This is a genomic window from Pseudoalteromonas sp. B160 (genome assembly GCF_037162485.1).
Lineage (GTDB): Bacteria > Pseudomonadota > Gammaproteobacteria > Enterobacterales > Alteromonadaceae > Pseudoalteromonas > Pseudoalteromonas rhizosphaerae.
Map to the genome: position 1 here is coordinate 143647 of NZ_JARLUX010000002.1, position 14634 is coordinate 158280.

Annotated in this window: 12 protein-coding genes; all 12 read left to right on the forward strand. The window is 41.7% G+C overall.

What is annotated here, in order from left to right:
- The first annotated feature begins 235 nt into the window (after positions 1-235).
- The 12 genes from P4S61_RS19340 to P4S61_RS19395 are packed head-to-tail and all read left to right on the forward strand — an operon-like array spanning position 236 to position 14628.
- A complete protein-coding gene (locus P4S61_RS19340; protein ID WP_007584479.1) occupies positions 236-721 on the forward strand; it encodes an Hcp family type VI secretion system effector in 486 nt (161 codons plus the stop codon).
- Between the two features lie 54 nt (positions 722-775).
- Positions 776-1183: a type VI secretion system baseplate subunit TssE gene (gene tssE / locus P4S61_RS19345; RefSeq protein ID WP_145242485.1), complete on the forward strand. Its 408-nt coding sequence runs from the start codon at positions 776-778 to the stop codon at positions 1181-1183.
- Between the two features lie 24 nt (positions 1184-1207).
- Positions 1208-2926, forward strand: a complete 1719-nt coding sequence (tssF, locus tag P4S61_RS19350; RefSeq protein WP_145242483.1) for a type VI secretion system baseplate subunit TssF — start codon at positions 1208-1210, stop codon at positions 2924-2926.
- Complete coding sequence (tssG, locus tag P4S61_RS19355; RefSeq protein ID WP_337119003.1) at positions 2923-3906, forward strand: type VI secretion system baseplate subunit TssG; 984 nt, start codon at positions 2923-2925, stop codon at positions 3904-3906. Before tssF ends, tssG begins: the two co-directional genes overlap by 4 nt.
- Before the next feature lie 27 nt (positions 3907-3933).
- Complete coding sequence (tssH, locus tag P4S61_RS19360) at positions 3934-6672, forward strand: type VI secretion system ATPase TssH (protein WP_182719401.1); 2739 nt, start codon at positions 3934-3936, stop codon at positions 6670-6672.
- Between the two features lie 34 nt (positions 6673-6706).
- Entirely contained in the window at positions 6707-8728 is a 2022-nt protein-coding gene (locus tag P4S61_RS19365; RefSeq protein ID WP_182719407.1) for a type VI secretion system Vgr family protein, read from the forward strand.
- A 17-nt stretch (positions 8729-8745) separates the two neighbouring features.
- Entirely contained in the window at positions 8746-9162 is a 417-nt protein-coding gene (locus P4S61_RS19370) for a hypothetical protein (RefSeq protein WP_145242477.1), read from the forward strand.
- A gap of 4 nt (positions 9163-9166) precedes the next feature.
- Complete coding sequence (locus P4S61_RS19375; RefSeq protein WP_145242475.1) at positions 9167-10336, forward strand: hypothetical protein; 1170 nt, start codon at positions 9167-9169, stop codon at positions 10334-10336.
- Positions 10326-11360 (forward strand): DUF2169 family type VI secretion system accessory protein, encoded by a 1035-nt coding sequence (locus P4S61_RS19380; protein WP_182785200.1) that lies wholly within the window; start codon positions 10326-10328, stop codon positions 11358-11360. The genes P4S61_RS19375 and P4S61_RS19380 overlap by 11 nt, the downstream gene beginning before the upstream one ends.
- 1 nt (position 11361) lies before the next feature.
- Entirely contained in the window at positions 11362-12267 is a 906-nt protein-coding gene (locus tag P4S61_RS19385; protein WP_182757494.1) for a hypothetical protein, read from the forward strand.
- The gene (locus P4S61_RS19390) at positions 12267-13385 is read left to right on the forward strand and encodes a DUF4150 domain-containing protein (protein WP_259399512.1); all 1119 of its coding nucleotides are present in this window, start codon (positions 12267-12269) and stop codon (positions 13383-13385) included. Before P4S61_RS19385 ends, P4S61_RS19390 begins: the two co-directional genes overlap by 1 nt.
- A gap of 1 nt (position 13386) precedes the next feature.
- On the forward strand, positions 13387-14628 hold the full coding sequence (locus P4S61_RS19395; protein WP_337119004.1) for a hypothetical protein: 1242 nt from the start codon (positions 13387-13389) through the stop codon (positions 14626-14628).
- Positions 14629-14634 lie beyond the last annotated feature (6 nt).

Genomic DNA, 14634 nt, shown 5'->3' on the forward strand with positions numbered 1-14634 from the left:
GCCGCCGATGAAACGCATTTAACGCAGGCTTTTAAAGTGTAAATACGTCAATTTGGTGAGTAGCTGGTTGGTGTAAAAATGTAGATGGAAAAAATTGCCCCAAGTTGGTTGCATCCAACTTGGGACATGTTCCCCAGTGGCATGAAGCAGAGGGCTTTTTGGGGGGCATAAACATGGTTGTTTATGCCAATGCCAACTAACAGGAAACACTTCATTCTAAAAGGAGAATAATGAAATGGCAATTCCAGCGTATATGTGGTTAAAGGATGACCAAGGTAATGACATCAAAGGTTCTGTAACTGTTGCAGAGCGTGAAGGTTCAATTGAGATCCTACACTTTGATCATGAACTTCGCATTCCTACAGATAACGACACGGGTGAACTTACAGGTACACGTAAGCATGAACCGTTTGTAATTACTAAAGCGGTAGATGCAGCTACACCGTATCTGTATAAAGCGTGCTCGAACGGTCAAACACTTAAGCAACTTGAGCTTAAATGGTACCGTATCGATGACACAGGGACTGAGCGTGAGTATTTCTGCCACAAGTTGGAAGATGTAAAAATTACGTCAATCTCACCAACAATGCACAACGTAAAAGACTTAGACAAGGAGCGTTATCCGCACCTTGAAACAGTATGTTTACGTTATAAGCGCATTACTTGGACATACCTTGATGGCAACATCGAGTTCTCTGACTCTTGGACTGAAGGTCGATAAGTCGGAATTTTTAAAGGATATGCGCAAGCATATCCTTTTATCAGAGGTAAGTTCATGGCGTTATTCGATTTTTTAACTCAACCTGTCATTCGTAATGGACATCAAGGTTTTCAGACTGATGAGCAAAATAGTGTCTGTAACCATCTTAATGAGCTGCTTAATGCTCGCCGTGGGGTGTTAAAGCATTTGGCTGATTATGGTTTGCCCGATGTTGAAGATATTTACGAAGGTTTGCCTTATTCGCAACATACTTTGGCGTTTGAGGTTAAAAAATTGATTGAGAAATATGAGCCAAGAGTGCGTTATGCCAATGTTATTCCAATGGAAATACGTGAAGAAAATTGCGTGATCCGACTGGATATTCAAGCATTTCTAACCAGTGGCCAATGTATTAAGTTAAACACGCGGTTTGAATCAGGCGGTAAGGCTGATGTAATGCAGCACGCTAAAAATGGTGATTAATATTTCAATGAAAAGGATATTTTAATGCAGCAATATTTTGATGCTCAAATGCGTTTATTAACGCAGGCCGGTAAACAGTTTGCACAACATTATCCTGAGCATGCGGGCATGTTAAATATTGATGCCTTAAAAGATCGCGACCCGCATATCGAGCGTTTACTCGAAGGTATGGCGTATTTAACTGCGCACACACAAAAACGCTTGGATGAATCAGTACCAGAAGTGTCAGAGCAAGTGCTGCGTCAATTATGTCCTATTCTGCTTAGTTATTACCCTTCGAGTACGGTAGTGAAATTTAGCCCTAAGCTGGCAATGCAAAAGACTCACATGATTGAAAAGGGTCTCACATTAAAAGCAGATACCGCTGTTGTTGATCATAAAAATATTACTTTTACCACCACGCATAATCTAACAGTAGCACCATTCGATGTTGAGCATGTGCGCTATCAAGAATCACATTTAGGTGCAGAGCTGCGCATTGGTTTACGTTTTGTATGCCAAGGTGAGCGTAAAAATTATGACTTATCAAACTTGCAGTTTTATTTACGCGGCGATACCCCGTTATGTAGCTCTTTATTTAAGCTGCTGCAAACGGCAGAGAAACATGCTGAACTTGATTTTGGCCCTGCGCATTTTGAGCATAATAAAAAGCTTAAAGTAAAAGGTTGCAGTGCCAGTTATTTAAATATTGATGGGGCTCTTTTACCGAGTGCTGAGCAAAGCCATCCAGGCTATGCATTATTACTAGATTACTTTAATGCCAAAGATCGTTTTTACTTTTTAACTTTTACAGGTTTGCAAGACGTTGAGTTTGCAGATCATATAGACCGCTTTGAAATAGTTTTTCGTGGCTCAAGTAAATTACCACCCGGACACCAATTATCCCGTGAAAACCTACTGATAAACTGCGTGCCTGCAATTAATTTATTTTCCCAAGCGGCAGAGCCAATCAGAATCGAACCCAATCGTACCGACTATATGATCACCGCAGATCAAAATCGTACCGATCATATTTTCAGTTACACCGTCGATTCGGTAATGGGGCGCAACTCGCTCAGTGGTAAAACCTATGATTATACACCTCGTTATCAAAGTGTATTTGAAGATGAGAAAAAGCTATTTACCGTATTAACTAAAGATGTGGGTGCAGCTGCGCCAACTCATTACTTACAGTTGCCTTTCAATCTAAATGATGAAAAAGAAACACTATCTGTTGATTTAACTGCTTTTAATGCAGGTTGGCCTCGGCAACTACTGCAAGAAGGTGATTTAAATATTGGCGGGCGCGATATGCCAAGTATTGCCGAGGTTGAGAATGTTATTAGGCCTACTAATTATTTACCGTGCCCAGATCAACCAAAACATTGGCAGCTGATCAGCTTACTTAATGTTAAGTTTTCCCAAATAACTCAAGTAACCGAGCTTAAACGTTTATTAGTGCTATTTGATTGGTCGCAAAAAGCTGAGAATCGCTTGCGTATTGAGAGCATTCAAAAAATAACGGCTACTCCGATCAGCCAAATAAAGCGTGGAATTTTTATTAAAGGCGTAGATGTATTAATTGATATCGATGAAAGTAAGTTTGTGTGCGATGCCGATCTTTATCATTTTTGTAATATGTTGCACCAATTCTTTTTAATGTACGCACCAATTAATGAAAGTGTGCAGACTCGCGTTAATGCTATTCCTAGCTATAAAACCTGGTGTTGGGATATTGAGCCGGGCAAGAGTTATCAATTATGAGTGTGCATGAACCAGCCATAAAGCATCCCGTTTGGGCTAAATTGCCCAAACCGATTGAGCAATTAATTGCTAAGCCTTGGCAGTTTAATTTATTTAAAGCGATGAGCTTAATTGAAAAGCATTGGGCAACGCCTCACGAACTTGACAAAGGCATTAGTGAGCGGGTGATGTTTAAGCCCTATAAAGAGCTTGGCTTTCCAGCAACCGATGTACGTGTGTGTAGCTTAGATAACCAAGGACGCGGGCGACTCAGTTTATCAACGTCATTCTTGGGTTTGTATGGGGTTGATGCGCCGATGCCGCATTACCTGTTAGAGCAAGCAGCAAGTGATGACGAAAGTGGTGACAGGGTTCGGCAATTTTTAGATATGTTTAATCATATTTTATATTGCCAACTTTTTCAGGCGTGGAAAAAGTCACAAATCAATGTTGCAGGACGTGGTGCAGATCAATTTGATCATTTAATTGAAGCCATTTTATCTACAAAAACAGATCAAAAAGTACAATGCGGCATTGCTAGCTTAAAACAAACCAGTGCAGCAGGCTTAACTCAATTACTGAAACATACACTTGCAGTGAAAGAGCTGCATGTTGACGATACCCGCGCTAATTGGCAAACAATTGATGCCCCAAGTACATTTGGTGATGATGCTCAGATGGTACTCGGTGGTTCTGCGGTATTAGGTAGCAAAGTATTAGTAAGTGGCAGTATTTTAACAATTGCCATCGGCCCTGTAGACAGTGAAACTGCCATTAGTTTGAACCCTTTGCATGAGCAAGGTAAAAAAATGGCGGCGTTATTAAGCACTCACTTACCAAGTAATGTGCAGTGGTTATGCCAAATCAAAGTGGCTAACGAAGCTGTAGAGCAACAGGCAATCGGTGTGTCACCGTTAATACTTGGACACAACAGTTATTTAGGTAGTGCTGCGGCAAACACAACCGTACACAGCTATACCCATCTTCAATATCAACATTAGTAAGAAACCAGATTTAAGGACAAAACAATGGATGCAAAAGGCATTAAACAACTTATCGACAAGCTAAATGGCCATACCGCGACCGCGCTTGAGTCTGCTGCAGGGTTTGCTAGCAGTCGTAGTCATTTTGAAGTGCTGCCTGAACACTTACTAATTAAGTTGATGGAAGAGGGCAGTAGTGGTGATTTAGAACAAATATTTCACTTTTTTAATATTAATCAAGATGCGGTATGGCATGAGTTGCTTGACTTTTTAAATCGCCAACCTGCGGGTAACCAAAGTAAGCCGGTGTTTTCTCGTCGTTTATATGAATGGTTAGAACGCGCATGGTTGAGCGCTAATGTGCAGCATAAAAGTGATTGGATCAACGGTGCTGCATTGCTTGATGCACTCACGGAGCTATTACCTTATAGCCCTGTGCTTCAATTACCAGCGTTGCTAGATAAAATTGACTCACGCTTTTTAGCCGAAAACCTCGATAAAATTTGTCAAAACTCAAGCGAGCGTTTAAACCCACAGGCAAAAACAGCTCAGCAAACGCAAAATAATGGCCAAAGTGAAGGTGGCGGCGCGCTTGATGAATATTGTGAAGATTTAACCGAAAAAGCTAAGCAAGGAAAAATTGATCCTGTACTCGGGCGAAACGACGAGATACGCATGATGGTGGATGTGTTATGTCGTCGTCGTAAAAACAACCCGATTTTAGTGGGTGATCCAGGGGTCGGTAAAACCGCCGTAGTAGAAGGTTTTGCACAGCGTATTATTGATGGTCAAGTACCTGATGAATTAAAAGGTGTGCGTTTATTAGTCTTAGACATGGGCTTATTACAAGCTGGCGCAGGTGTTAAAGGCGAGTTTGAGCGCCGTTTAAAAACAGTAATTGACGAAGTTAAAAACTCAACCACGCCGATCATTATGTTTATTGATGAAGCACACACCTTAATTGGTGCGGGTGGCGATGCCGGTATGAGCGATGCGGCTAATTTATTAAAACCCGCTCTTGCCAGAGGTGAATTACGCACAGTGGCAGCAACCACCTGGAGTGAGTATAAAAAGTACTTTGAGCGTGATGCCGCATTAGAGCGTCGTTTTCAACTGATCAAAGTCGATGAGCCAACGGAGCAAGCTGCGCAACTTATGCTAGCGGGTTTAAAAGATAAATATCAGCAACATCATAATATCCAAATTACCGATGATGCCATTGAAGCGGCTGTTGTATTGTCAGCTCGTTATATAACAGGCCGCCAATTGCCAGATAAAGCAATTGACGTACTTGATACAGCAGCAGCTCGCGTCAGAATGTCGTTTGCAACTGACCCTGCGGCAATTGAATCTGAGCGAGAGCATATAAATTATTTACAAACTCGGATTGCCAGTATTGCCAGTGAAAGCGAGCAAGGTTTAGCTGTCGATATGGATAAGTTATTGTACTTACAGCAAGAGTTAAATACTGCACAAGATAAACTTGCTGCATTAACCAGTGCTCGTGAGTCACAAATTGCCACTTTAAGCCAGATCAACGAATTTAAACAAGCAACCAATGCAAGCGAACAAGACAGTGCTGCACTACTTAGCTTGCGCCAAACTTTAAAAGAGCAAAACAGTCAAGATAATGGCTTATTTAGCGAAGTAGACGCTGATGCAGTGGCACAAATAATTTCTCAGTGGACCGGTGTACCTGTTGGTGCCATGGTTAAAGATCAGATCAGTAACCTCATTAATTTAGAAACGGCAATTGGTCAAGAAGTGATCGGACAGCAAGCGGGTATGGCAAAAATTGCGCAAGCATTACGTGTCAGCAAAGCGGGGATCAGTAATGAACAAGGACCGTTAGGGGTCTTTTTACTTGCCGGACCCTCCGGTGTTGGTAAAACTGAAACAGCCCGCTGTTTAGCTAAGCAATTGTTTGGTGGCGAGAAGTTCTTAACCACTATCAATATGAGTGAATATCAAGAGTCGCATACAGTATCGCAGCTTAAAGGTTCACCTCCTGGTTATGTAGGTTACGGTGAAGGCGGTGTATTAACTGAAGCGGTAAGACAGCGCCCATACTCAGTAATTTTGCTTGATGAAGTAGAAAAAGCGCATAAAGATGTGCTTAACATGTTTTATCAAGTATTTGAACGCGGCAATATGCGTGATGGTGAAGGCCGTGAAATTGACTTCAAAAACACCGTGATCATCATGACGTCTAACTTAGGTTCAGCAGAGCTAATTGATGCATGCACACCACCAACAGTGATCGATTTGAGTCCAGAGCAAGACGATGATGTAGAACAACCGACTGAGCAGCAGCAAGCCATTAATGACGCACTCAATCCAACGGATGCACCGATTAATGAAGATGGTAGCCCATGGCAAGTGCCGTCAATTGGTGCGTTAAGTGAATTAATTAAGCCACAGTTACTACAATTCTTCGCACCAGCTTTACTTGCACGCATGCAAGTAGTGCCTTATTTAGCGCTTGATCAAGATGCACTGCAAGCAATTGTTAGTTTAAAACTAGAAGCGATTGCTAAGCGTCTTGCTACAAATCATAAAATGCAACTGCGTGTTGATGCAAGTGTATTGAGTAAGTTAACTCAGCAATGCCAGCTTTCAGACAGCGGTGCTCGGATGGTAAATGCAGTCATTGAACGACAAATTTTACCAGGAATTGCTAAGTCTATTTTGGAATATATGGCGCAAGAAGATATGCCAGATATTTTAACGTTAACGGTTGATGAGCAAGACGAAATCACCGCAATATTTGCCGATAACGCCTAATTTAATAGATAAAAAAGGATTGAAAATGGGACTCATGGACATCTTTAGTGAACATAAAGCGAATACCAGTCATTTTAGCGTAAGTATACAAGGCTTACCTGATGGCATGGTGCAGGTAACTGACTTCACATCAATTAATGATAGCTTATGTGAAGACTATGAATTTAATATTCAAGTATTGAGTCAGGAACATTTAACTGCGCAAACGTTGCTAGGTAAAGATGCCAGTTTGAGTTTGGTGTGGTCTATGACAGATCGGACTATCTCAGGTTTACTAAGTCGTTTTGTAGCCCATGGTAAAAGTCACCAAGGTTATCATTACACGTTAGTGTTGAGTTCTTATTTAACTTTACTTAAGCATCAACATTCCAATCGTGTTTTTACAGCGATGGATCCCGCTGCCATTATTAAAAGTGTGTTTAATAAAGCGGGCTTCCCAATGCAAAAATTTAGCATGCAAGCCAGCGGCCCTAGCCTCGATATGACAGTGCAATATAACGAAACTGATTATGAATTTGTTACGCGTTTAATGCGTAAACATGGCTTTGTTTATAGTTTTGTTGAGCAAACTGACGCGGATTGCACTTTTAAAGTATGCAATAGCAGCAAAGATATTGCCGCTCTGTTTGATGAAGTAAACTTAAGTTATGTGCCACCATCTGGGCAAGTACGTACTAGCGAAACAATCTTCGCAATTAGTCGCCAAGCCCAACTTCAGCCGCAAAGTATTGCGTTAAACGATTATAACTACCGCGCACCAGGTAATTTACAGGTATCGGCGCAAAATAGCGCTTCGCAACCAGGATTTGGTGAAGACAGTCATTATGGTAATAACTATGCAACTTCTGGCGAGGGCAATACGCTTGCTAAAACGCGTCAGCAAGCGTTTGATTGTCAACGAGAGCAATTGATTATCGACAGTGATTGCAGGGCGCTTAGACCAGGAATGATTTTAACTATTTATGATCATCCAGATCATAATGGCCAATATTTGGTTGTGCGTGTTGATCATAAGGGTAGCCAGCAAGCAGGTGTGGAATATGGCGCTAACGTAAAAGGCTTAACTTATAAAAATCAGGCGTACTTGGTCCCATCGGATCAACAGTTTAAAGCACAGTTACTTCCAGAAAGACGTGTATTTGCAACTTTTAACGCACTAGTAGAGCAAGAAATTGATGATGATGGTAATTACGTAGTAAAACTGCCATTTAATCAAGATGGTGAAGGCCAACAAAGCCGCCCAACACGCTTAATGCAACCTTATGGTGGCAGTGGTCATGGCATGCACTTTCCGCTTACACAAGGTACTGAGGTATTAGTTTGTGGCGAAAATGGCGATTTAGACAGACCCATTATTTTAGGTGCGTTATACAACCAAAATGCACCTAACCCAGTTACCAGCCAAAATCCGACCGAGAATAAGCTCGTTACTAAAGCTGGCCACAGTTTAATAATGGATGATAAAAAAGGCGAAGAAAAAATTAGCCTTGCTAATAAAAATAATAAAAACCAACTATTACTCGATGCCACCAATGGCGCACATCAAGCAACGCTTAAGTCTGTAGATGGCGATGTAAAAATATCAGCGAAAGAAAATCTGCAATTTGTTGCTGAAAACGACGCCACCTTTACGGTTGCCAATGACTTTACTACGCGGGTAGAGAATAACTTGCAAATGCAAACCCGCGAAGGGGATATCACAGTAACATCGGCGGCAGATTTAACCCTCAAAGCCACCTCAAACACACGTATTGAAGCAACCGATGGCAGCTTAGAGCTTAAAGCGGATCAAGAGCTTAAATTACAAGGTGAACAAGATGTTAGCGCATATTCGGTTGACGGCAATTTAGAACTGCAAGCCCCCAATGGCGATATAGAAATTAGTAGTGGCGCAAATATTACCATTAAAGCGGATGGTCAAGGATCACTGCAATTGAGTCAAGGCGGTGCGAGTATTGAAATTGATGCCGGTGGTAACTTAACCATTGATGCGACAAGTATTACTTTATCGGCCAGTAATATCGCCGTGAAAGGCAGTGCAATTAGTAATAACTAGTTGAAAAGGAGTTTATTATGAGCGCTCAGATCCAAAGTATATTCAATCACGATCAACGTTTAGCGTGTGTGAGTCGTGTCGACAGTTTTGGCCGTGTAAAAGCGGTATTAATTAATAATGTTGAACATCAAGTTATTGCGCAAGGCGCACATGTCAGCATCGCAGAAGTAGGGGCTAATGTATTACTTGTACATAGCGCACAAGGCTTTATTGTAACGGCGCTCTTAGCGCAAGCGGATCAAGCACCTGCCGCGCAAATTAATAATTCGCAAGGGCATATCGTTATTGAAGCCCAGCAAAGTGTTAGCCTACAAACGGCCAAGGGTAGTGTTGAGGTATATGCAGACGGCACTATCGTGCTTGAAGGGCAAGATATTACAGCAAACAGCGAGCAAGACCTTACCTTGGCTGGCTGGCCAATTAGGCTTAATTAGCACTATGTTCGCACCTGTATATAAAGTAAAACTTCATAATCAGCGCCTCACCACCTTGTTAAAGCACCGGCAAAAGTTGTTGCAGCAAGGGGCGTTTTCGTTGGCACGTTTTAGCGTGATCGACACGCAAATGCTCAATCATTTATATACCCTAAGTGAGTTGGCAGGCGAAGCGCCAACGGATTATTTTTCAGCGCAAAACTTAACCCAAGTAAGCGAGTTAACATGGCAGGCTTTGTGTGAACTTGCGCAGCAAAATAGCGAACATAGTGAAGTATATCGTTTAATAGCGGCTGATTTATTCATTACTGCTATTGATGACTTTACTGCCTACTTTCATAGCTTAAGAGGCAGTGAGCAATTAGCGCAGTGTGAATTACTTCAACATAATTTAAAGCATTGGCAGCTTAACGATTTAAAAGCGCTACGCACCAGTGTACTTGAGGGTAAAGAAAAACCCCAAAACGTGGTTAAAACCTTATTATTTTCACAACCTCTTACAACCAGTGAATTACTCGCAGCGGTATTACACAAAGATTTTGAGATTGCCTTTGCTGCGTTAGTAAATAGTTATTGTGCAGGGCATGACGATGTAAGCGATAAGCTATTTAAAGTGTTTGCAAAAACCGCAGATGAACAGCAAAAAGCACAATTACTCGCTTTAGCGGGTTTACTTAATGACACGCGTTGGTACGAACCCTGTGCATTATTTTGCAAAGCAAATCCAGAGCACTGCTCGTTTGTATTAAGTCATTTTGTTTATAAACAAGCGCTGCCATTGGTAATGGATTTAATGACCATCGCAGTAACACAACCAAGTGCTTATGCAGCGTGGCTCACATTAACAGATAGGCCGCTTGCCAAAGCTGAAAAAATGTCAGTCGTCAGTGATAACAATGCAGTAAAACCGCAAAGCGGCATTAACCTTGATGATGCCGAGCACGTAAGGCAAGCGTTTGCAATGCAAGCAGGTGAGCAACTTTTAATGGGCATTAGTTTTACCAAAGCCAATAGCGCACAAAAACTCGCTAAATTAGCAGGCTCTTTAGTACAACGTGTTATTGCCCCTCATTTTGATTTAACAAGTGCATGTGGTTTATTTCATGTCCAGCAAAGTGCATCGCAGTGGCAATTACTGTTAAGTGAAAAAGTGGAGAACGTTCATGCTTCATAATCTTTCTCCTTGGCAAGCCAGTACGTTTAGCGGCTGGTTAGAAGACAGTACTGAAGGTCAAGTGGTGGTGGTAAAACAAAGCTTTGAGTTTGATGAGCAAGGCAACGTTACAGCCATTGAACCTGGTCCTGAGATTGTTATTGCTGATGATTACCAAGGCGATCCTAACAGCTCACCGATTTGTGAAGTAAACGAGCAGGTGGCTTTTAAGTATGGCTTTGAAGTATATGGTAATTGCACTGCTTATCCGCCAAAAGGAAAAGACGCGCGCGTTATTGAGGTTGAGCTGGGTCTTGATTCGCCTTCGCAACCTTTGTTTAAAAAGCGTTTACGTGTAACCGGAGCGCGTTATTGGCGACGCTCGTTGCTTGGACCAGTCGCTACAGATCCAGATATTATTACCCCAGTGGCACTCAATTATATGCAGGCTTTTGGTGGCAAAGAGCTAAATAACGAGAGCAACACGTTCTTAGAAAACCCAATCGGCCGTGGTTTTAAACTTAAAAATAAGCACGCGGTTGGCCAGCAGTTACCCAGTGTTGAATACGCTAACTCATTACTTAGAAAACCTAGCCACAGCACACCGGTCGCAAGCTTTTCGGCCATACCAAGCCATTGGTCGCCACGAGTTGAACGCTTACCAGAAATAGACGAAACAGCACTTATGGCGGGAGAGTACCCGTTTAAAACAACACAGCCAAAAGATTTATACAACACAGCGCCCATTGATCAGCAAGTTGCAGCCGAGTTTGGCAAAGGCTGGGCGTGTCAGTTAACAGGGCTTTATCCATTACAACAATACGGACAACAACAACGTATAGAACTGCCGTACCAAAAACCTATTGTGGAAGTGGTAAATACACTAGCCCGCGAGCGGCTAACCATGCGCTGCGACACCTTAGTAATTGATTCCGACGCCCAGTGTTTTTCTCTGCTTTGGCGCGGTCATATTAGTCTTGAAAAAGTAGGCGCAAATAGTCAAATACTCGTTGCCTCAGAACAAAATAGCGGTAAAGAAAATTAATATGAAACAACTTACTTTTGACAGTCTTTATCATATTAATGCTGCCGGCTGTACATCAAGCAGCTTGTATACTGCAGTGGCTAATAAAATGCTTTTTTCTAAACCAAGTAAAGCATTAATTCGATGTGATATTAGTTTAGATGCGCCGTATATTTTTGTTGAAATAGACGAACTTGCGCAACTCGATAGAGTCACGCGCTGTTTATTAATGCTCTCGCACCTACTTGAGCAAGTTGATATAGCCACGTTAAGGCAAACAAACCGCATTAGCCAAATTGTATTTTTACTGCCCGTTGATGAAATTGAACAGCCACTGATAAGCGATGAAACACTCGCTGAGCTACTCCAAGAGTGTATTGCAGAACAAATACCCGCCTATTCACAGATGCCAACATGTGACTTAACCACCATAAACAACGACACCTTAGTAATCGCTGTGGATTCATGTAATAGCTATCAATATGTGAGTGAACAAGCTAAACGCTGCACCGTGCAAGTATTAAACGGCCCACCAGGCGTTATATATGGCGAAGGTGGATATGCACTGTTAATACACCCGCAAGGCAAGCTTACCGCGCAATTATATGACGGCCAAATGACGGCTCAATTAGCACAGGCCAATTGCACCAGCCAAGACCGTTATTTATTTGTGGGCGAACAATCACTTACTTGGCAAAAAAAATGGTTTGCTTACACACAAAAATTGTACAAAAAAGGCCAGCCGCTCATTGAGTGTGCAGAGTTAGCAACGACGATAGGCCATCAAGGTAATGCAAACTCATTAGCGGCACTTACACTAGCACAAAGCTATTTATGCAACCCGCTTACGCGCTCACTTGAGCAGGTATTTGTTATTTTTAATGCACCTAATGAGCAGCTAGTCAAAATTTCAAGGAGTGAAAAATAATGCCTTATATTAACGCCGCAGCAGGCAAACAAACAGGCAGCGTACAATATGATATTGATGCGCTGAGCGCTGATGTGCGCACCGGTGGCTCAGTAACATGGCGACATAACAACTCAACATTGCTTGGGCTTAACAATAGCGCCCGCAGTAATGGTGCGCTAGGTAAAGCTAACGGTATCGCTATTTTTGAAGATAAAGCCAGTGGTGACGCCGCCTTTTTAGCTGAGATTGCCAGGCCAAAATACCGCGAGAAAACCCTCGGTGAAATGGTAAATATTTTTATACCTGATTATATTATTCCACCGCCACAATGGGATAGCCAAAAAAACGAACCTAGGCTGCCATGGAATGAACCGCAAACTAATATGGATGTAAATAAACCCGTTAGTAACGCGCAAGCATTCTTAGATTTAGTATCAACGCATTTAGGTTGGCAAGCCGGTAACCAAGAGCAGCTTATTAAAGATACAGCTTCACAAGCACCACAAGTACAAGCTGTATCGGGGCAAAATGTGCTGATAAATGGTCGCACCGCTGTACATCAAGATAGTGGCGGTAAACTTATGACGGTGGATGTCTGCTTAACCACAATTGGGACTAGCGTTGTACCAATTCCATACGCAAATAAAGCGCAATCAAGTGACGTTACAGATGTTGCCAGCTCAGTAAAAGTCAATGGCAATGGCGCCGCTAATATAAATAGCACTTTTTCACAAAGCTCAGGTGACTCCCCTGGTGATAAAAAAGGCGTCGCGAGTAAGAAAAACGACGGTGAAGCTGAATTTATCATGGGCTCGTTTAATGTATTAATTGAAGGTAAACCCGCTGTACGCCAAGGTGACCCGATGATCTCTAATTCTAAAAACACCCCACCTGCGCCACTTATGCAATCCGGCGGCCCCGCACCAAGAGGGTTGAGTGTGCAAGTGAGGGATAGTTTGGGTGATGCTGGTACAACGCACGGAGCAAGTATTTTAGTAAAAGGGGTTGATAGTAATGACGCATCGCTTGGTGCAATAAAAGCAACCCAAGGAGCAAATGAGCAAAAAGTGCCAATCGCAGATAAGCAAAATATCAGTGGCAAAAACGCGTCAATTAATTTTACAGCAGGTGCTTAATATGGGATTAATTAAATTAGATTCGGAGATAAAGGGTGAATGTGGGAGTTCATATATACCTTTCGGCTATACACAACCTTATACTTTAGATAATCCGCCAAGTGATGACAATAAAGCGCAATTTATTTCGGTAAAACCAACCGTTTTTACCGAGGCGTCCCTTGATAAAAACAAAGCTAAACCTGCGCAATTTCAAGTGTTAGGAGAAGACGAACGACCTGTTAGTAACTTAAACGGCTTTTACTATATATTCGTTAATGGTTATTTATGGCGTGAAATTGCAGCTGTTGACAATGGTTGTTTATCTGAAGTTGATTTGGCAACTGAATTTGGCAAAAACGAGCGTTCATATTCGGGTTTAGTTACCCAAACAATCTTGCTGCCTAAGAAAACAAATGGTTTAAACTGTGAGCCAGGTTCACTTAGTGACCCCACGGTACAAGTTGCTTTTTCCATCGCCCAATGGTCATGGCTGTATATTGTGAGCCTCGGCGGACTGTACAAAGATGATCCAAGACAAAAAAGTGCTAACGCCACTTCACCTACACATGTTGAAGACCAGGGATTAGCTGATTCATTACGAAACGCTCGCTGTCAACAAATTGATTTAGCAGTAGCAGAGCGTGAAGGGCAAATTACAATACATGACCCAGGTGGCATAGCGCTTTCTCTGTTAAATAAGTGCCAAGTGATTTTTTTACAGCTACAGCTTGAGAATAAAAAGCTAACAGATAAGAAACATTATGATTCAGGTGTGTTGGCTTATCAAGCGATGCTAAATGATGATTTGCATGAAAAAGTGATGCGCGATCATTATATATTCCCACATCGAACTTCGATGACTCCTATAAAAACCAAAAAAGAGGGATATGCAGACTTAAGTTCTGGTGCAAAGTTTTTACGTAGTGGAGCAAAGCATCTAGACAAAGAATATCTAGAGCAATACTTGTCAAATGACAAATTAGAGAAATATTTAAAGGAGTTACCAATAGCACAAAAAGAGTTTGTTGATTTTTTACAAGACTTAAATAACGACTCATCTTTAACTTCTAAGCAAAGTGATTATATTGGTTTAGCTCCAGTAATGAATGATTGGGTAGCCCTTGAAAATGTAGATTATTTATTTGGCTTTAATTTTATTACTAATGTATTAAATATGTTGAGTATCGACGATGTTTCAACTGGTGTATTTAGACCTTGGAAAGAAAAGTTACCTGCTGAAAACGAGCGTAAAAAAATATAAATAAAG

What these genes read in the sequence shown, in the direction of transcription:
- tssF (WP_145242483.1), top strand. Translation starts at nt 1,208, where the DNA reads ATGCAGCAATATTTTGATGCTCAAATGCGTTTATTAACGCAGGCCGGT.
- P4S61_RS19375 (WP_145242475.1), top strand. Translation starts at nt 9,167, where the DNA reads ATGTTCGCACCTGTATATAAAGTAAAACTTCATAATCAGCGCCTCACC.
- P4S61_RS19380 (WP_182785200.1), top strand. Translation starts at nt 10,326, where the DNA reads ATGCTTCATAATCTTTCTCCTTGGCAAGCCAGTACGTTTAGCGGCTGG.
- P4S61_RS19370 (WP_145242477.1), top strand. Translation starts at nt 8,746, where the DNA reads ATGAGCGCTCAGATCCAAAGTATATTCAATCACGATCAACGTTTAGCG.
- tssG (WP_337119003.1), top strand. Translation starts at nt 2,923, where the DNA reads ATGAGTGTGCATGAACCAGCCATAAAGCATCCCGTTTGGGCTAAATTG.
- tssH (WP_182719401.1), top strand. Translation starts at nt 3,934, where the DNA reads ATGGATGCAAAAGGCATTAAACAACTTATCGACAAGCTAAATGGCCAT.
- P4S61_RS19390 (WP_259399512.1), top strand. Translation starts at nt 12,267, where the DNA reads ATGCCTTATATTAACGCCGCAGCAGGCAAACAAACAGGCAGCGTACAA.
- P4S61_RS19340 (WP_007584479.1), top strand. Translation starts at nt 236, where the DNA reads ATGGCAATTCCAGCGTATATGTGGTTAAAGGATGACCAAGGTAATGAC.
- P4S61_RS19365 (WP_182719407.1), top strand. Translation starts at nt 6,707, where the DNA reads ATGGACATCTTTAGTGAACATAAAGCGAATACCAGTCATTTTAGCGTA.
- P4S61_RS19385 (WP_182757494.1), top strand. Translation starts at nt 11,362, where the DNA reads ATGAAACAACTTACTTTTGACAGTCTTTATCATATTAATGCTGCCGGC.
- tssE (WP_145242485.1), top strand. Translation starts at nt 776, where the DNA reads ATGGCGTTATTCGATTTTTTAACTCAACCTGTCATTCGTAATGGACAT.
- P4S61_RS19395 (WP_337119004.1), top strand. Translation starts at nt 13,387, where the DNA reads ATGGGATTAATTAAATTAGATTCGGAGATAAAGGGTGAATGTGGGAGT.